Here is an 18,014-nt window from a genome sequence, read left to right as displayed (position 1 = left end):
ATCTCGAGTGACGCTCGTGCGGTGACCAGGGAAAGGAGACAGATTTATTTATTGGAAAAGAGAAAAGGGAACGGATTTATTTAATCGCTTCTTAAATAAAACCATCCCCTTTTTTCTAATGCTAGGGCAAGAATCCCATGAGTGCAGCAGATATAGAGCTATGGTTTTGTGCGTGTCCTGACAGAGCTTTATCTATAGATCAGCGGCATGCTGAAGTCATGGATAGGATGTCTCGTATTGGTGCTCCTTTAGGGTTCGCAGGTCTTGAGCTTCCTGCCGCCCCGAGTTGCGGCGACGGGTTGATTGCTACCTATACTGTTAAGCTTCCCATCAGAGGGCTTCGGTTTGTGGGGGACTATGCGTATCGTGGTGATCGATACCTATATGAGGATAGGGCCTCCTATGACGAGCACTTGCGTTTTGGATTTAAAATATCAAACAAGGCTATTGATTATAAGCTTGTTGTGAATGAGCACTTGCTAAAAGTGATTGAGGCGTTTAAGGGGTATAAGGCTCATGTGTCCTATGATTTGTATGGTCTGTATTATCAAGGCGGGTTGAATGATGATAACTTGGCTTACAATCGGTTGCGTCAGGATAAAACTATAGATGTTGATGGGCGTAACAATATTTATACGCTATTTCCTGCCCAGTTCTGGGATGCAGCCCTTTGTCAGCGTGCTCTAGGCTATGGCCCTGATGAAGTCATTGCACGACTGCAAGGCAAGTGTCGTATGGCGGTTCGGCTGATGGATGGGGTTTATTTGGTTCTCAATGATGACCCGGACATGTCCTATGAGACTTTTGTAGAAATGAATGAACAGATCAAGCCGATCTTGGGGCTGGTCTAGAGGGCATATCTGGGGAAAAGCGGGAAAAGGGGGGGCGGATTAATTTATTGGAAAGGGCGGATTGTTTAATTTCTAGGTTTCCAAATAAATCTGTCCCCTTTTCTTGTCCCCTTTGCTTATTTTTGATAAGTCCGGAGGCTCTGATTTTTCGCACTTTGTTGTCGTGGATGGAGTTACAACAAAAAATAATACCCCAGTTGTTGCCATTCGTGATCCGCATGGCAGTCAGTATTTTAGTCCTGTTACTACCTTTGAGAAAAATTTTTCAGGTGTGGTTGTTGTGCCTCGGAGTGCGTTGCAATGAAGTTGAAAATTGAATTTCTCAAAAATTTAGTTACGGATGAGCTGCTCCGACAGGAACGGATTCCCTGTGTATGCAAGATAGCCAGCGAGTTTGAGGTTTTTTTTGCTGAGACTATTCCCGAATCGTCTGGAGTAGTGTTGGAGTGGGATCGGAAAGAATTGGAGTTAAGAGCTGTTGCAGGGGCGGGGGGGCAGTACACGCATCATGCTTCTGGTTTGATTACCCTGAAGGGCGTTGGGAATGGGGTTTATGAAATAATTGATCTTGAGATGTTTTATAGGAGTTTTGGTTGGTGTGCTATCTTGAGAAATGGTGAATATGCACCACCCGGGAAGTTTTGGGATGAAGAGTGAAGGCTATGGTTGCGGGAATTTATTTTCGCCTCTGCCAGAAGTTGGAAGAAATTAGCGATGAGCTCTTTGTTGTCGGAATGGTGTGCCTTCTGTGAAGGTGAAACACTTTTTGATAAGTCTCATTTTCTAGGTTTGTTAAGCGTGCACGGTAGTGCTGAGGAGCTTGAGCGAATATTTAGCTACTTTCCTTTTACGGAAGAGTTGATTGTTAGAACAGGGCGCGTTCTCACCGCTGGAGAGATGGATAACTCTCTTTATCTCTTGCCTAAATGTAGGGTGGAGAAAAACCAGTTGAGTCAGTTAGGTCGGGAGTGGTTAAAGGAGCAGGAAAGGGTATGTGGTGTGCTTGGTGATTCCGAAATTTTCGAGATTTGCCATAATGCTCAGGTGCTTTTTGTTGATGCGCAATGTATGCAAGGTGCGCTTCAGCAAGATATTCCTCATTACTGGTTGTTTGATGAGATCGGGGATGCAGTCAGGGGGAGTAGGGTATCTGAGAGCGAGCAGGTGTATGCGCTGTTTGAGGCACTCTATGGGTTGGCTGCAGACTACTATCTCGCTTGGTATATTGGGCAGCCGTTGTTTAAGTTTGATATTGATTTGGCGCCCTATTTCAAATTCTGGCGGGCTGGCGGAAGGTGTGCTCTCACTGAAAGCGGCTTCTTAGTGGCTAACCAGGAATAAGGCGGCCAGGTCAGTAAATAAAATTTGGTGTTGAGCTACGGGAGGCACAGGGTGCGCGACGAAGATTTTGAGTGTTTCATTGGTGTAATGGGTGAAGCAACATCACATCGGCAGGTGCCTGGCTCCCATATTGTGAAATATCGAGGGATACTACCGGACGCGTTGCTCACCTATTGGCAGAAAGAAGGTTGGTGTGGGTATGCCAATGGACTTTTCTGGACGGTGGACCCAGACGATTACAAGCGCCTGCTCGATATGTGGTTAGCCGGTACTGAACTTTCGCAGATAGACAATTACCACGTTATTGCCCGGAGTGCTTTTGGAGCGCTGTATGCTTGGGGCGAGAAATACAATCAGAAAATTGTTGTTTCATGCCCGACGGGGTCTATCGTCGCGTTGATGAATAAGTTGAAAGTACCTAATAAAAATCCGGATCTAGCCATCCAGACATTTTTCGCTATGTCTGATAAGGAACGCTATGATCTGGAGGATAGTCAAGGTGAGTTTTTATTTGAGCGAGCCCTGGAAAAGTTGGGTGCACTTGACGAGCATGAGGTCTACGGTTTTGAGCCAGCATTGTTTGTTGGAGGAACGGCTTCGCTGGATCAGTTGGTTAAGTGCAATTTAGAAATTCACTTAACGAGCCTTCGACAGATGCGTTCCTGAGTGGGCACAGTAAGCGGAAGGGCGTTGTACTGGTGTAAAAGGAACATATCGAAATGGATGCAATCAACGTCCGGCTTCATCAGCACCGGCGCTGGCTGTCACAGTCGGAAGGCCTGACGGCTCAAGAGCTTGATTTTATCGATGAGGATCTGGCCAGCGACTCATTAAGCGGATTGGACAATGTGGCTGACTCGTTGGGGATGCTGGCGACTTATTACGGCATTCGGGGCGAAGTCGCGATCAGTGACGGAGAGGCTTCTGGCTGGGAGCAGGTCTCGCGCTCGATGATGTACCGTTATTGGGCGCTGATGCTCAAGGCCAAGGCTTTCTCCAAAACGATTTTTCTTCAGGGCATCCAAACCGTCCCCAACCTGACTAACCAGTTGAGCATTGCGGGGTGCTTGCTGGCCGGGTTGATCGCGGTGGATCGTCGTGATCTGGCTGCATCCGTGGCCGATGTGCTTGCCGGAATGTTGTCCGTCAAAGGCGCCGTCGATTCGAGCTGTCTTGAACGGCGTCGATTTGAACCTTTCATGCTCTGGCTTTATTCAGTCTATTCGCAAGGTGCTGCGCTTCCGAAGATCAAGTCGATGGATCTGGGGATTTATCAAAACGTGATAGACGAATGGACAAATGAGCGAGGGCTAGCTGATGCGTTGGAAGCGCTTTGTCGGTATCACTTGTCCAACGCTGAAGACAACGGTGGGGCCTGGGATCCTGAGTTCAAGCATGCGCCTTTCGATCTGTTGCCTTTAGAGATCCACGCGATTCTCCAGGTCCGACAGCAACTGGGTTTGACTGCTCCAGCGGTGTCGAGTCCGTTGATGTCCGCAGAGACGGCTGCGCTAGAAAACCTGGTCACCGTTCCTGATCAGCTTGCTGTCCGAGTGGAAACGGCCTACGAGCGTTTCTTCGGGCTTTAGACGCAGGCGCGACCCTTTTTTCAGTTAAGCAATGACATGCGGTGGGCTGAAATGAAGTATTACTTATTGCGGGAAGACGTGCGGTTTCCTGAGCGCTGGTATCTGGGCGATATCAAACATTGCAACAACTGGCTCTTCATCGACCCCCCTTCTGAGTACATGGAGCCGTGTACCTACGCCCTTGAGGTACGTGAGGAAGGTGTGAGCCTGGATTTTTCCTTGGCTGGATATGCCTCTGTGCCGATCCTGAGCGAAAAAGCCAGGACTGCATTGCATTGATCGTTAGCGAGGAAGTGAAGCTTCGGCTGGAGCGAGCGGAGCTCTCTGGAATGTTATTCAAGGGCGTGAATGGCGAGGGAGAGGTTATCTGCTGATCGTGGCGAGGGCGCTTGCTCCCGCTCGGGTGCGCAGCAGCCGCCAAACAAACAGGTCCGCTGCGCGGTCCAGCGGGAGCAAGCTCCCTCGCCACGGGTGTTCGACCAGTCCTCCGTACTTGGTTTCTCCCCATGTTCCTCTTAACGGAACGCCATCGCCTGCCGATAACCTGATGAGCCCGGTTGTCTCCTGCGTTTCGGCTCGCAATGTGCGTCACGACACAGCCAGGCCAAGCGGGTGCTGAAATCCCTTGAACGTTGCTGGCTGGTGACTATCATCTGCGCGCCTCGGGGTTGTGACACGGCGTTTCGTTGTTATGCCATTGGGTTATTTTTTTACTTGCCTGGACATCCTCGATGCTGGCGTACCACCAAAAAAGCTTTTTGATCGTCGATGATTTCTCGGATTTCCGCAGTTCGATCCGCTCCATGCTGCGTGAGCTGGGCGTCAAGGACGTGGACACCGCCGACACCGGTGAAGTGGCGCTGCGCATGTGCTCGCAGAAACGCTATGACTTCATCCTGCAGGACTACCACCTGGGCGACGGGCGCAAGAATGGCCAGCAGGTGCTTGAAGACCTGATGGTCGAGAAGTTGATCAGCCATGAAAGTGTCTTCCTCATGGTGACCGCCGAGACCAGTCAGGCGATGGTGCTCAGTGCCTTGGAGCATGAGCCGGATGCATACCTGACCAAGCCATTCAACCGCTCCGGCTTGGCCCAGCGGCTGGAGCGGCTCGAGCAGCGCAAGACCTTGCTCAAGCCGATCCTGCAAGCCCTCGATCGTGGCAAGCCGATGGAAGTGCTCAATGCCTGCATCGCCCTGTGCAAGCAGGACCCGCGCTACGGGCCGTTGTGCCTGCGTTATCGCGCCGATGCGTTGCGCGACCTGAATCAGAATGAGGCCCTGGAGCGGCTGTACAACTCGATCATCGCCGATCGCCCGTTGCCGTGGGCCTACGCGGGGTTGGGTAAGTTGATGTTCAAGCGCGGCCAGGTGACGCAGGCCAAGGCCGTTTATGAAAAAGCCCTGAAAGTCTTTCCAATGATGCCGGCGTTGTACGACGGCATGGCCGAAGTGTTGATGGCCGAAGGCGACACCAAGCAGGCGCAGCACGTGTTGGAAGAGGCGGTGCGCCTGTCGCCGCTGGCGGTGCGCCGTCAGTCGTTGCTGGGCAAGCTGGCGATGACCAACGAAGACTTCGACACGGCTTCCCGGGCCTATCGCCAAGCGGTCGGGCAGGGCGCGCAGTCGCGCTTCAAGGACCCGGAAAGCAACCTCGGCCTGGCCCATGCGCTGATCAGCAAGGGCAGCGAAAAAGGCCTCGACACCCGGACGCGGCTGGAGATCAACACGACCCTCAGCGCCGTGGCGAAGGAGAACCTCAACGACCCGGGGTTGCAGGTCCGGGCGCGGTTGATGAAGGCCACCAGCCTGTTGCTCAACGATGCCGAAACCGCCGAAAAGCTCACCGAGCAGGCTTTGCAGCGCCTCGATGGCATGGAGCAGTTCATGAGCGCCGAGGCCGCGTTGCTGGTGGCCAAGCAGTTGCAGATGCTTGGCCAGACCAGCGCCGGCGAGTCGATGCTCAAGAACTGCGCGGAGATCTACGGCGATGACCCGACGGTGATGCAAGGCATCGCCAAGCTCACCGATGACCCGAACATCCTCAACCAGGGCAACGCCGCCGCCGAGTTGAACCGCGAAGGCGTGCGGGTCTACAAGACTGGCGCATTGCCGGAGGCGCGAGAGCTGTTCCGCCGCGCCCTGAAGATGCAACCGAAGAACATCAGTATTGCCCTGAACATGGCGCAATCGCTGCTGCATGGCACCGACACCACTGTGGAGTCGGAACTGCTGCAGGAGTGCCGCGCCTGCCTGAAACTGGTGGGCATGATGCCCGACACCGATGCGCGTTTTGCGCGTTATCAAAAACTGCGAAGCAAGGCATTTGGCGATGAATGACAGCGAACAGGCACTCGATTTTTCCACGGTGATCGCGTCGACCGTGCATGACATGAAAAACTCCCTGACCTTGCTCATGCAGGCGCATGGGCAATGGCTCGAGCGCTTGCCCGAATCCGAGCGACAGACCTCGGAGCAGGGCGTCATCGAGTTCGAGTTCGCCCATCTCAATGGCCTCATGGTGCAGTTGCTGGGGTTGTACAAGCTCGGCGTCAACCAGTTGCCGTTGCACCCGGCCTACCATGAGCTGGATGACTTCATCGAGGCGCAACTGGCTGGCCATCAGGATGTATTCCGCAGCCGTGGGATCATGGCCACCTTCGACGTCGATCCGCTCAGCCCGCTGGGCTTTTTCGACCGCGAGTTGGTGGCGTCGGTGCTCGACAACTGCATCAACAACGCCATTCGCCATGCGCGCCAGGCATTGTTGATCAGTGTGAGCGACGAAGCCGGGCAACTGGTGCTGACCATCAACGACGACGGCGAAGGTTACCCGCCAGAGATGATCGAGCGTCAGGCCGAGTATGTGCAAGGCATCAACCACAGCAGCGGCAGCACCGGGCTGGGCCTGTATTTCGCCGCACGGATCGCCGGACTGCACCAGCGCGGCGGCGTGAGCGGGCGGACCGAGATTGCCAATGGCGGTGTGTTGGGCGGTGGGGTGTTCCGGCTTTACTTGCCCTGAGCGTGCCCTAAAAAAACACCACAAATCCCCTGTGGGAGCGGGCTTGCTCGCGAAAGCGGTACATCAGTCATACTTATGCTGACTGACACACCGCTTTCGCGAGCAAGCCCGCTCCCACACTGGACCTCACATTCCCCGCACTCGTGTTTATTGTTTGTGGGCGCTTGATATTCCGAACAGCCGGAGCCTATTTTGTACGGGTTGCCGTTCGCGGCTCGCACATAACAAGGATTGCGTCATGACAACCGATGGCCAGCGTTCACTCGCGCAGCGACTGACGGGCATTGATGAGATTGAATGTGTCACGCCGGATTTGAACGGCGTGCCGCGGGGCAAGGTGATGACCGCCGAGGGTTTCCTCGAAGGCCGGCGGTTGCAGTTGGCGCGGGGCGTGCTGCTGCAATGCATCATGGGCGGTTATCCGCCGGCGCGTTTCTACGGCAGCGACGACGGCGACCTGGCGCTGGTGGCCGATCCGAAACAGATCCACCGCTTGCCCTGGAGCCAACAGCCCCGTGCCCTGGCGATCTGTGACGCTGACGAACTGACCGGTGAAAGCTCCCGGCTGTCGACACGCGGCCAGCTCAAGGCAGTTGTCGCGCGTTATGCGGCCCTTGGCCTGGCGCCAGTGGTCGCGACCGAGCTGGAATTTTTCGTCTTCGCCCCCAATCCGGACCCGACCCAGCCGTTCCAGCCGCCGCTGGGCCTGGATGGACGTCGCGAAGACGGCCAATCGGCGTTCAGCATCAGTTCCAACAATGGCCTGCGCCCGTTCTTCAGCGAAGTCTATGCCTGCATGGCGGCGCTGGGCTTGCCTCGCGACACCTTCATGCACGAAATGGGCGTGAGCCAGTTCGAGATCAATCTGCTGCACGGCGACCCTTTGTTGCTGGCGGACCAGACCTTCCTGTTCAAGCACCTGCTCAAGGAAGTGGCGCTCAAGCACGGCCTGACCGTGGTCTGCATGGCCAAGCCCCTGGCCCACACGCCGGGCAGCTCGATGCATATCCACCAGAGCGTCGTCGAGGTGGACAGCGGCCGCAACGTGTTCAGTGACGACGCGGGCGACCCGACGGCCACGTTCCGGCATTTCATCGGCGGGCAACAGGCGTGCCTGGCGGACTTCACCGCGTTGTTCGCGCCGAACGTGAATTCCTACCAACGCCTGTGCCATCCATTCGCTTCGCCGAACAATGCCTGTTGGTCCCATGACAACCGTTCGGCCGGGTTGCGGATTCCCGCCAGTTCGCCGCTGGCCCGACGGGTCGAGAACCGCTTGCCCGGGGCCGATGCCAACCCCTACCTGGCGATTGCCGCCAGCCTGGCCGCCGGGCTGTATGGGATCGAACATCGCTTGGAGCCGAGCGCGGCGATCCAGGGCGAATTCGAAGTGCCGGATAATCTATCACTGCCATGTACCTTGCATGCCGCCCTGGAGCGTCTGAAGCGTAGTCATCTGGCGAAGGAACTGTTCGGCACGGAGTTCATCGAAGGCTACATCGCCTCCAAGACCTTGGAACTGACCAGTTTCTTTGACGAAATCACGCCCTGGGAGCGGCGTGTCCTCGCGGCCCAGGCCTAACGAACCGTCGCATTCGGGCTATCTTCAACGGATAGCCCTTACTTACCTCAAGGAGCCGCTCGGAACGCCGATGCGCCAAATCTGGAAACCTTTTCGAGCGCTTTATTTCGCCTCGCTGATGATGTTGATCGGCTCGGGCCTCTTGAGTACTTACCTGGCCTTGCGCCTGGCCGCCGACCATGTGGACAGCCTCTGGGTCGGTGCGCTGATGGCCGCCAACTATTTCGGCCTAGTGCTGGGCGGCAAGATCGGTCACCGGCTGATCGCCCGTGTCGGACACATCCGCGCCTACTCGGCCTGTGCCGGGATCGTCGGGGCGGCGGTGCTGGGCCATGGCCTGGTGAACTGGCTGCCGGCCTGGATCGTGCTGCGGATGATCGTTGGCCTCGGCATGATGTGCCAGTACATGGTCATCGAGAGCTGGCTCAACGAACAGGCCGACGCCAAGCAGCGCGGTGTGGTGTTCAGCGGCTACATGATTGCCTCGTACCTGGGGTTGGTACTGGGGCAGTTGATCCTGGTCATGCACCCCGCCCTGGGCCTGGAACTGCTGATGCTGGTGGCGCTGTGTTTCGCCCTGTGCCTGGTGCCGGTGGCGCTGACCCGGCGGATTCACCCGGCACCGCTGCATCCGGCACCGATGGAGCCGCGTTTCTTTATAAAACGCGTGCCACAGTCTTTGACCACGGTGTTGGGCTCGGGGCTGATCGTCGGTTCCTTCTACGGTCTGGCGCCGCTCTACGCCTCCCAGCAGGGCCTGAGCACCGAACAGGTCGGCCTGTTCATGGGTAGCTGCATCTTTGCCGGCCTGTTGGTGCAGTGGCCGCTGGGCTGGCTATCGGATCGTTATGACCGCGCACTGTTGATCCGCTGCTTCGCTCTGGCCCTGGCGGTGTGTGCATTGCCCCTGGCCATCTTGTCGAAGGTTCCGCTGGAAATATTGTTCGTCGCGGGGTTCTGCTGTTCGTTGGTGCAGTTTTGCCTGTACCCGCTGGCGGTGGCGTTTTCCAACGACCACGTCGAGGGCGATCGCCGGGTGTCGCTCACGGCGATGCTGTTAGTGACCTACGGCGTGGGCGCCAGTATCGGCCCATTGGTGGCCGGCGTGCTGATGAAGCTGTACGGCAGCCAGATGCTGTATGGCTTCTTCGCTTTGTTTGCGTTGGTGCTCGTGTGGCGGATTCGGCCGAAAGCGGTCACCAATCTGCATCAGGTCGATGATGCGCCGCTGCACCATGTGGCCATGCCGGACAACATGACCAGCTCGCCCTTGGTGGCGTGCCTTGATCCGCGGGTCGACGAGCAGGTCGTTCAGGAGCAGATGCAGACATCGCCCAATCCGGACGGGGAGCCTGAGCCGGCCGCCGAAGCCGCTGCGGAAACCGAAGAGCCCGATGGCCCCAGTTTTACCCAGGCCAGGCCTTGAGCTTGAATACTGGAGAGCCAGTGTGGGAGCCGAGCTTGCTCGCGATGAGGTGAGCCCAAACACAACAACACTTGGATCGAAGTGAAACCGTCCAGGGCAGGCATAAAAAAACGGGCAGTCACCGCAAGGGACTGCCCGTTTTTTATGCCTTGAGGATCAGAGGTCGTCTTTGTCGAAGCGGCGGGCTTCGCGCTGGAGCTGGTAGACGAACCGCTCGACTTGCCGTTGCACCAGGCCGCTGATGTTGTGGAAGCGTACGCCGGCGAAGGTGGTGTTGAATCGTTCTTCGAAGTGCAGGTAGCGCAGCTCGACGGGGGCGGTCATGTTGCCAAACGGCAGGGCTGCGACGAAGCGCTCGTACACTTGGCCCAATTGCAGTCGCTCGGTGATATCGCCGTCGAAACGCAACTTGCAACCGGTGGCGGAAATGTCCAGCAGCTTGCCTTCTACGGGGGACTTCATCTTGTCGCCGCCCAGTTCAACGCTCACCAGTTGTGCCAGCTTCAAGGCGGCGCGGAAGGCGTTGCGACGTTGGTGGTAGACCACCTCGTCGGGCAGGGCGCCGCGGTAGCAGCGACCGTCGCTGGATTCATCGATGGTCAGCGGGCCCTTGCCATCCCACGCGATGCGCACGCCGTCATGGAAGCCCTCGACGCGAAACGGCTCGCCGGCCAGTAGGAAACGCTCGCCGTCCCGGGGAATCATTTCATCCAGGGCGATGGAGTTGGTCTCGCGATCGACATTGACCAGATAACTTTGAAAGCGCTGGGTACGTTCATGGAACGTAATGATCAGCGGGTCGTGGCTATCTTGCAGCATCCGCAGGTTGCCGGAGATTTCCAGGGGCGTGGTAAGGACCTTGGGTGGCTGCGGAGCATCATCCGCGTTTGAGGCATTGAACACGGTGGGTCAATCTCCAGGCAAAATACGACTACGAATGGCTAGCATTTTGCCAGCATGTTTCGCGCGTTGATAGAGCGAAGGCATAGTTCGTTTCATGCCTGGCTGAGCGGACGGTGCTTGACCATTCTGGCCGTCGAACCGCTGGCGTCATACAGTGTCGGGATCTCGCCGCCGTTGAGAATGCGCAATTGGTTGGCGGTGGCGGCCTGCTGCATCTGGATCGACTGGCCGTTACGGGCGTTGGTGGCCTGGCATTGGGCGAGCAGGTCGTTGAGCACCTTGCTCTGGGACAGCAACTGATCGCCGACGGTCGACTGACCGGCCAATTGCTCGAGGCCGTCATGATTGGCGGGCAGGTTGAGGCTGGCGAGGATCTCGCTGCGCTTGCGGCCATGCTGGTCGAGCAAGATGATCAGTGCCTGTTTCTGCGCCAGGATGTTTTCCAGCAAAGGCATGTCACGACCGTGCAGGGCCACGGATTCGGCCTGCAATAACTCCAGCAATTGTTGCGCTGGTACGAAATCGTCGATGATCAGTTGCAATAATTGAGTGTCGTGCATGGCTGGCCTTGGGTCTTAGCGTCCAAAAGCCTGGCGCAGGCGGCGGCCTAGCGCTGGGCTTCGAAGTTGAGCAGTTTGCTGGCTACGCGGTTGCTGTCGACTTTGTAGCTGCCATCGGCGATGGCTGCTTTCAACTCGGCCACGCGGGCGTTGTTGACGACAGGTTGATCGCGCAGCTTGTCAGTGAGCTTCTGCAACTGCTGAGCCTCATTGCTGAGGTGTACCGACTCCCCGTTGCTGACTTCGGCTGGCGTGGACAGCGGCGCGGATTTGTCGGTTTCGACGGTTTCCTTGGTGGCGCTGGTACGCGTAGTGCCTGTCAGCGGTGAAGAGCTGTTTAAACGATTGAAATCGATGACCATGGTAAAAAACCTCTGGGTATTTGGACGCTTGCCATGTTTTCGGCCATTCCCAAAAAAACTTTAGGCTCATTTATTCAATGAACGTGCGCACGTCTGCGCTTGCCTTTGCATAAGGCACAGTCTAGGGAACACCGGGATCAAGCGCCAGCTTTCTACCTCCTTTACCAGGTCATTACATCGCTACTTCCACTTGGCCTGGGGCCATCACCTGCGCCTTGATGACGCGCTGGGAGTTAAGGTTTTTTACTCGTATCTGTTCACGCATGCCGCCATTGGACAGGGCCTCGCCGGGCATCCGCACGGCCAGGGAACCACTGCGGGCAGTGATAACCACCTGGTCGCCCTTGCGGACCACCTCGGCCTGTTCCAGATGCACCAGGGTTACGACCTGGTCGGCGACCATTGGTCGGACAAGTTTCTGCCCGACGGCCTGATCGACCGAGGTCAGGAAACCCTGGGTGATCTGGCTGATGTCGCGCTCGCGCAACATGACGTCCTGTGGCTCGACGATCCCGGCCCGCTTGAGCGGACGGGTGGTGGTGACAATTTCCCGGAACAGGCGCACTTGAGCGGGCACGAACACCGTCCAGGGCGCGGCGCTGTCACAACGGACCTTCACCGTGACGCGACCCAGGGGCCGGGCCGGGCTCTCCAGGGAAGCAGTCAATTCCTTGTCACACATGGGCATGCGCAGGCGCGGGTCGAGCTGGTTGACTTCGATTTCGTAACGACCTTCGGTTTGACTGGTTGCCAGATAGTCTTCTACGGTGAATTCAAGAAAGCCCTGAGTGACGCCGATAAGGAGATCAGGCAAGGTAACCGGAACCGCCGCAAGGGCAGGACCACCCGAGGTGAACAGGCAGGCAGCCAACAGTGCACCGAGCCAGTGGCGGCAGTGAGTGGTCAGGCGTCGAGAAAATGTCGTTTGTGCGTTCATGCCGGTTCAATAGCAAGCCCCGTGCCGTTTAGTGATGAATGCGCGTCGGACACATTAGCGTTAGGTAGGAGTCAGGGCATGGCGGGAGTAATGGATTCGGTAAACCAGCGCACTCAGCTGGTCGGTCAGAATCGCCTGGAGCTGTTGTTGTTCCGTCTCGACGGCCAACAAATGTATGGGATCAACGTATTCAAGGTCCGCGAGGTGCTGCAATGCCCCAAGCTGACCCTGATGCCCAAGTCCAGCCCCGTCGTGTGCGGTGTGGCCAATATCCGGGGTGCGACCATCCCGATTCTCGACCTGGCTATGGCGACCGGTTCCGGTCGGCTGCTGGACCAGAGCAATCCGTTTGTGATCATCACCGAGTACAACACCAAGACCCAGGGTTTCCTGGTGCGCTCGGTGGAACGCATCGTCAACATGAACTGGGAAGAGATCCATCCGCCGCCCAAGGGCACCGGTCGCGATCACTACCTGACGGCGGTGACGCGGGTCGATAACCAGTTGGTGGAAATCATCGACGTGGAGAAAATCCTCGCCGAAGTGGCACCCACGCCGGAAGCGATCTCCGCGGGCGTGGTGGACGCCGAGACCCAGCACAAGGCGATTTCGCTGCGGGTGCTGACCGTCGACGATTCTTCGGTGGCCCGCAAGCAGGTCACTCGTTGCCTGCAAACGGTCGGCGTCGATGTGGTGGCGTTGAACGACGGGCGACAGGCGCTGGATTACCTGCGCAAGCTGGTCGACGAGGGCAAGAAGCCCGAGGAAGAGTTCCTGATGATGATCTCCGACATCGAGATGCCGGAGATGGACGGGTACACCCTGACTTCGGAAATCCGCAGCGACCCGCGTATGCAAAAGCTGCACATCATCTTGCATACTTCGTTGTCCGGTGTTTTCAACCAGGCGATGGTCAAGAAGGTCGGTGCCGACGATTTCCTGGCGAAATTCCGCCCCGATGACCTGGCGTCCCGGGTCGTCGATCGGATCAAGGCAGCAGAATAAAGTAGAGGTCGGGTGCGTTGTGCGCCCGGCAAGTCAACACGATGAAAGAGGCGGTATCTTGTCTACGGGTAATTTGGATTTCGAACAGTTCCGGGTCTTCCTGGAAAAAGCCTGTGGCATCCTGCTTGGTGAAAACAAGCAGTACCTGGTGTCGAGCCGTCTCAATAAATTGATGGAACAACAGGGCCTCAAGTCATTGGGCGAGCTGGTGCAGCGTATCCAGACCCAACCGCGCAGCGGCTTGCGCGAGATGGTGGTGGACGCGATGACCACCAACGAAACCCTGTGGTTTCGTGACACCTATCCATTCGAGGTGCTGAAGAACAAAGTGCTGCCGGCGGCCATCAAGGCCAGCCCGGGCCAGCGCCTGCGGATCTGGTCGGCGGCCTGTTCGTCGGGCCAGGAACCCTATTCGTTGTCGATGTCGATCGATGAGTTCGAGCGGACCAACCTGGGCCAGCTGAAAGGTGGCGTGCAGATCGTTGCCACCGACCTGTCCGGCACCATGCTCAATAACTGCAAGACCGGCGAGTACGACAGCCTGGCCATCGGCCGTGGCCTGTCGCCGGACCGCCTGCAACGCTACTTCGACCCGAAAGGGCCGGGCAAGTGGGTGGTCAAGGCGCCGATCAAGAGCCGGGTCGAGTTCCGTTCGTTCAACCTGCTGGACAGCTACGCCAGCCTGGGCAAGTTCGACATCGTGTTCTGCCGCAACGTGTTGATCTACTTTTCCGCCGAAGTGAAGAAAGACATCCTGCTGCGTATCCATGGCACGCTCAAGCCGGGTGGCTACCTGTTCCTCGGCGCCTCCGAGGCGTTGAACGGTTTGCCGGATCATTACCAGATGGTCCAGTGCAGCCCGGGGATCATCTACCAGGCGAAGTGATTGGCTTTGTAAAAGAACGGGAGCCCCATGGGTTCCCGTTTTTTTTGCCTGCCGGTTTTCTCTAATCCACCACAGTCCCCTGTGGGAGCGGGCTTGCTCGCGAAAGCGGTGTGTCAGTCAAGATAACAGTCACTGACACACCGCTTTCGCGAGCAAGCCCGCTCCCACAATTTGAATATCACTGCCCTTGGAAAGCGGCAGAAAAGCGGCAGCCAGCGGAAGCCGATTGCCGCTTTTCTGGCATTGCCGCTTTGCCGATCCCCGCAAAGCCCCGGTTTACGGGGTTTCTGAAAGTGGCACGACGCTTGCTAAAGCCATCGTACGTACATTCTGGTCACCCAAAGGTTTCCGACATGAGCATCAGCTTCGATAAAGCGCTCGGTATCCACGAACAGGCCCTGAGCTTCCGCGCCCAGCGTGCCGAAGTCCTGGCCAACAACATCGCCAACGCCGATACCCCGAACTACAAGGCCCGCGACCTGGACTTCTCCAAGGTGCTCGCCGAGCAGAACGAGAAGACCAAGAACGGCCACTTCGCCTTGAACATGACCAACAATCGTCATATCGAAGCCGAAGGCGTGGGCAGCGGCGACGAATCGCTGATGTATCGCACGCCGATGCAGCCGTCGATCGACCAGAACACCGTGGACGCTCAACTGGAACAGTCCAACTACGCGGAAAACTCCGTGAACTTCCAGGCCAGCTTCACCCTGCTCAACAGTAAATTCAAAGGGCTGGTATCGGCCCTGCGTGGAGAGTAAGCCATGTCGATCGCGAGCGTTTTCAACATCGCCGGCAGTGCCATGAGTGCCCAGACCACTCGCCTGAACACCGTCGCCAGTAACATCGCCAACGCCGAGACCGTCTCGTCGAGCATCGACCAGACCTACCGCGCCCGCCACCCGGTATTCGCCACCATGTTCCAGGGCGGCCAGTCCGGCGGCAGCGACTCGCTGTTCCAGGACCAGGACGCGGCGGGGCAGGGCGTGCAAGTGCTTGGCGTGGTCGAAGACCAGAGCAACCTCGAAGCACGTTATGAGCCAAACCATCCGGCCGCGGACGCCAAGGGTTATGTCTACTACCCGAACGTCAACGTCGTCGAAGAAATGGCCGACATGATTTCCGCCAGTCGTTCGTTCCAGACCAACGTCGAAATGATGAACACCGCCAAAACCATGATGCAGAAGGTCCTGACCCTCGGTCAGTGATAAGGGGCGATTCATATGAGCGTCACCAGTACAACAGGCGGTTTGAGCCTCAACGAGATTCTGGCCAACTCCTCGGTCAAGACCAACACCACGACCGATGGCCTGGGCGCGGCGACCAATGCGGCGAGCGGCAACCAGGAATTGGGCAAGGATGCGTTCCTGCAACTGCTCGTTACCCAATTGAAAAACCAGAACCCGCTGGAGCCACAGGACAACGGTGAATTCGTTGCCCAACTGGCGCAATTCAGCAGCCTGGAAGGCATCACCACGCTCAACGACACCGTCAGCGGCATCGCTGGCAATTACAACTCGTCCCAGGCGTTGCAGGCTTCGTCCCTGGTCGGTCGCTCGGTGATCGCGCCCGGTGACAAGGCCGTGGTCGACACCTCCAAGAGCCTCAACGGCACGGTGGTGGTACCGGCGGCAGTGTCTTCCCTCTCGGTCAAGATCATGGACAAGGATGGCAAGACCGTCCGCACTATCGACCTGGGCAGCCAGAAGGCCGGCAACTCCGCCTTCATCTGGGATGGCAAGAACGACGCGGGCACGACGGTCGAGTCGGGCACGTACACCTTCGCGGCCTCGACCACCATCGATGGCAAGGCCACGTCGTTGATCACCAACCTGCCGGCCACGGTCAGCAGCGTGACGATCAGCCAGACGGGCGGTGAGCTGATGCTCAACCTGGCCGGGCTGGGCAGCATTGCCCTGTCCAAAGTACAAACTATTGGTATGTAGAGCCGACTAACCGGCAAAAGGAGTCAACATGTCTTTCAACATCGGCCTTAGCGGTCTCTATGCAGCCAACAAACAGCTGGACGTGACCGGCAACAACATCGCCAACGTGGCGACCACCGGTTTCAAATCGTCCCGCGCGGAATTCGAAGACGTCTATTCGGCCACCAAGCTGGGTTCGGGCAGCAAGACCGTCGGCAACGGCGTGCGCCTGGCCAACGTTTCCCAGCAGTTCGGCCAGGGTGACGTGAACAACACCGGCAACGTGCTGGACATGGGCATCCAGGGCCAGGGCTTCTTTGTCCTGAGCAACGACGGTTCCCTGAGCTACACCCGTGCCGGTACGTTCAAGACCGACAAGGAAGGTTTCATCACCAACAGCGATGGCACTGCGCGCCTGCAGGGCTATGGCGTGGATGCCAACGGCAAGATCCAGAACGGCATCCTGACCGACCTGCGCATCGACACTTCGAACCTGCCGCCGACCGCTACCAGCCTGGTATCGTCGACCATCAACCTGAACTCGACAGCGACGCCGATCACTGCCGCGTTCAACCCGGCCGACACCGCTACGTTTACCAAGCAGTTCACCACCCCGATCTACGACACCCAGGGTAACCAGCACTCGATGGACCAGTACATGGTCAAGACGGCTGGCAACACTTGGAATGTCTACACCTTGATCGATGGCCGTAACCTCAACGGCACCGCACCGACCACGACTGGTGCGACCGCGCCTGTTCCTTCGACCATGAACTTCGATTCAAGCGGCAGATTGACCACGGTCACCACTCCGCCAGCGACCGTCAACAGCGATCTGGTATTGACCGGCTGGGTTCCGGGCACCGTGACCAACGGGACATGGACCGCCAACGGCGCTTCCAGCGCACCGACCATTACGATTTCCATGGGCAACACCACCCAGTTCAACGCCGACACCGCCCGCTCGATCCCAACCCAGAACGGCTACGCCACTGGCCAGATCACTAACCTGACCATCGACGGCAGCGGTGTATTGCTGGCTAACTTCAGCAACAACCAGACCAAGCCGATCGGCCAGCTCGCCCTCGCCAGTTTCACCAACGAGCAAGGTTTGCAACCGGTAGGCGGCACCAGCTGGAAAGAAACCTTCGCCTCGGGCATCCCGGGCTACGATGCGCCACAGACCGGCACCCTGGGTTCGATCGTCTCCAACTCCCTGGAAGAGTCCAACGTCAACCTGACCAACGAACTGGTCGAGCTGATCAAGGCGCAAAGCAACTACCAGGCGAACGCCAAGACCATCTCCACCCAGAGCACCATCATGCAGACCATCATTCAGATGGCTTGATGTCGATGGCTGTTTGAAGGCTGCACAAGGAGCCCCTCGAAAGAGGGGCTTTTTTATGGGTGGCTATTTTTGTGGTGCCTGTGCTGGCCTCATCGCGAGCAAACAACTTCCGACTGTGGGAGCGGGCTTGCTCGCGAAGGCGTCGGCACAATCAGCATTGACGGTACCTGACCCACCGCTTTCGCGAGCAAGCCCGCTCCCACAGGGTTATGTGTACGCAGTTCTACATCCTGCTCGCGATGGGGCCAGGCGCCGAATTTTCTTCAGGCAAAAGA

The 18,014-nt window shown here is 57.5% G+C and carries 20 protein-coding genes; 16 read left to right on the top strand and 4 right to left on the bottom strand.

What is annotated here, in order from left to right; all coding sequences use genetic code 11:
* Nucleotides 1-137: 137 nt before the first annotated feature.
* The 10 genes from HU767_RS06190 (at nucleotide 138) to HU767_RS06140 (ending at nucleotide 9,813) form a co-directional block, all read left to right on the top strand.
* Nucleotides 138-851, top strand: a complete 714-nt coding sequence (locus HU767_RS06190; protein WP_186728836.1) for a hypothetical protein — start codon at nucleotides 138-140, stop codon at nucleotides 849-851.
* 300 nt (nucleotides 852-1,151) lie between these two features.
* Nucleotides 1,152-1,508 carry a hypothetical protein gene (locus HU767_RS06180; RefSeq protein ID WP_186728832.1) on the top strand — a complete coding sequence of 119 codons (357 nt, stop codon included), beginning with the start codon at nucleotides 1,152-1,154 and terminating at the stop codon, nucleotides 1,506-1,508.
* 57 nt (nucleotides 1,509-1,565) lie between these two features.
* The gene (locus HU767_RS06175) at nucleotides 1,566-2,192 is read left to right on the top strand and encodes a hypothetical protein (protein WP_186728830.1); all 627 of its coding nucleotides are present in this window, start codon (nucleotides 1,566-1,568) and stop codon (nucleotides 2,190-2,192) included.
* Between the two features lie 51 nt (nucleotides 2,193-2,243).
* Nucleotides 2,244-2,858, top strand: coding sequence for a GAD-like domain-containing protein (locus HU767_RS06170; protein WP_186728828.1), 615 nt, complete (start codon nucleotides 2,244-2,246; stop codon nucleotides 2,856-2,858).
* A gap of 53 nt (nucleotides 2,859-2,911) precedes the next feature.
* Complete coding sequence (locus tag HU767_RS06165) at nucleotides 2,912-3,781, top strand: hypothetical protein (protein ID WP_186728826.1); 870 nt, start codon at nucleotides 2,912-2,914, stop codon at nucleotides 3,779-3,781.
* A gap of 51 nt (nucleotides 3,782-3,832) precedes the next feature.
* On the top strand, nucleotides 3,833-4,060 hold the full coding sequence (locus HU767_RS06160; protein ID WP_186707054.1) for a hypothetical protein: 228 nt from the start codon (nucleotides 3,833-3,835) through the stop codon (nucleotides 4,058-4,060).
* 452 nt (nucleotides 4,061-4,512) lie between these two features.
* On the top strand, nucleotides 4,513-6,120 hold the full coding sequence (locus tag HU767_RS06155; protein ID WP_186707053.1) for a tetratricopeptide repeat-containing response regulator: 1,608 nt from the start codon (nucleotides 4,513-4,515) through the stop codon (nucleotides 6,118-6,120).
* Complete coding sequence (locus tag HU767_RS06150; protein WP_186728824.1) at nucleotides 6,113-6,805, top strand: HAMP domain-containing sensor histidine kinase; 693 nt, start codon at nucleotides 6,113-6,115, stop codon at nucleotides 6,803-6,805. The genes HU767_RS06155 and HU767_RS06150 overlap by 8 nt, the downstream gene beginning before the upstream one ends.
* Before the next feature lie 340 nt (nucleotides 6,806-7,145).
* Nucleotides 7,146-8,387, top strand: a complete 1,242-nt coding sequence (locus HU767_RS06145) for a glutamine synthetase family protein (protein ID WP_186728860.1) — start codon at nucleotides 7,146-7,148, stop codon at nucleotides 8,385-8,387.
* Between the two features lie 70 nt (nucleotides 8,388-8,457).
* The gene (locus HU767_RS06140) at nucleotides 8,458-9,813 is read left to right on the top strand and encodes an MFS transporter (RefSeq protein WP_186728822.1); all 1,356 of its coding nucleotides are present in this window, start codon (nucleotides 8,458-8,460) and stop codon (nucleotides 9,811-9,813) included.
* Nucleotides 9,814-9,969: 156 nt separating this feature from the next.
* Here HU767_RS06140 and HU767_RS06135 read toward each other — a convergent pair whose 3' ends face one another.
* The 4 genes from HU767_RS06135 to flgA all read right to left on the bottom strand — a co-directional run bounded on the left by HU767_RS06135 (nucleotide 9,970) and on the right by flgA (nucleotide 12,575).
* Nucleotides 9,970-10,716 (bottom strand): flagellar brake protein, encoded by a 747-nt coding sequence (locus tag HU767_RS06135; RefSeq protein ID WP_186707051.1) that lies wholly within the window; start codon nucleotides 10,714-10,716, stop codon nucleotides 9,970-9,972.
* A gap of 92 nt (nucleotides 10,717-10,808) precedes the next feature.
* Complete coding sequence (locus HU767_RS06130; RefSeq protein WP_186707050.1) at nucleotides 10,809-11,276, bottom strand: flagellar protein FlgN; 468 nt, start codon at nucleotides 11,274-11,276, stop codon at nucleotides 10,809-10,811.
* Between the two features lie 47 nt (nucleotides 11,277-11,323).
* Nucleotides 11,324-11,638, bottom strand: coding sequence for a flagellar biosynthesis anti-sigma factor FlgM (gene flgM, locus HU767_RS06125; RefSeq protein WP_186707049.1), 315 nt, complete (start codon nucleotides 11,636-11,638; stop codon nucleotides 11,324-11,326).
* A 172-nt stretch (nucleotides 11,639-11,810) separates the two neighbouring features.
* On the bottom strand, nucleotides 11,811-12,575 hold the full coding sequence (flgA, locus tag HU767_RS06120; protein WP_186707048.1) for a flagellar basal body P-ring formation chaperone FlgA: 765 nt from the start codon (nucleotides 12,573-12,575) through the stop codon (nucleotides 11,811-11,813).
* A 78-nt stretch (nucleotides 12,576-12,653) separates the two neighbouring features.
* Here flgA and HU767_RS06115 point away from each other — a divergent pair, with 78 nt between their 5' ends.
* The 6 genes from HU767_RS06115 to flgE all read left to right on the top strand — a co-directional run bounded on the left by HU767_RS06115 (nucleotide 12,654) and on the right by flgE (nucleotide 17,739).
* Nucleotides 12,654-13,580 carry a chemotaxis protein CheV gene (locus HU767_RS06115; RefSeq protein ID WP_186707047.1) on the top strand — a complete coding sequence of 309 codons (927 nt, stop codon included), beginning with the start codon at nucleotides 12,654-12,656 and terminating at the stop codon, nucleotides 13,578-13,580.
* A 58-nt stretch (nucleotides 13,581-13,638) separates the two neighbouring features.
* Complete coding sequence (gene cheR, locus HU767_RS06110) at nucleotides 13,639-14,466, top strand: protein-glutamate O-methyltransferase CheR (RefSeq protein ID WP_186707046.1); 828 nt, start codon at nucleotides 13,639-13,641, stop codon at nucleotides 14,464-14,466.
* A gap of 353 nt (nucleotides 14,467-14,819) precedes the next feature.
* The gene (flgB, locus tag HU767_RS06105; protein WP_186707045.1) at nucleotides 14,820-15,227 is read left to right on the top strand and encodes a flagellar basal body rod protein FlgB; all 408 of its coding nucleotides are present in this window, start codon (nucleotides 14,820-14,822) and stop codon (nucleotides 15,225-15,227) included.
* A 3-nt stretch (nucleotides 15,228-15,230) separates the two neighbouring features.
* Nucleotides 15,231-15,674, top strand: a complete 444-nt coding sequence (gene flgC / locus HU767_RS06100) for a flagellar basal body rod protein FlgC (protein WP_039591882.1) — start codon at nucleotides 15,231-15,233, stop codon at nucleotides 15,672-15,674.
* Between the two features lie 15 nt (nucleotides 15,675-15,689).
* Entirely contained in the window at nucleotides 15,690-16,412 is a 723-nt protein-coding gene (gene flgD, locus HU767_RS06095; protein ID WP_186707044.1) for a flagellar hook assembly protein FlgD, read from the top strand.
* A gap of 28 nt (nucleotides 16,413-16,440) precedes the next feature.
* Nucleotides 16,441-17,739 (top strand): flagellar hook protein FlgE, encoded by a 1,299-nt coding sequence (flgE, locus tag HU767_RS06090; protein WP_186728820.1) that lies wholly within the window; start codon nucleotides 16,441-16,443, stop codon nucleotides 17,737-17,739.
* Nucleotides 17,740-18,014: the final 275 nt, after the last annotated feature.

Origin of the sequence: Pseudomonas sp. SWRI179, assembly GCF_014268705.1 — a bacterium.
GTDB classification, from domain to species: Bacteria; Pseudomonadota; Gammaproteobacteria; order Pseudomonadales; family Pseudomonadaceae; genus Aquipseudomonas; species Aquipseudomonas zanjanensis.
The sequence above is the reverse complement of the archived record's forward strand: the minus strand, read 5'-3'. Positions and strand labels throughout refer to the sequence as shown.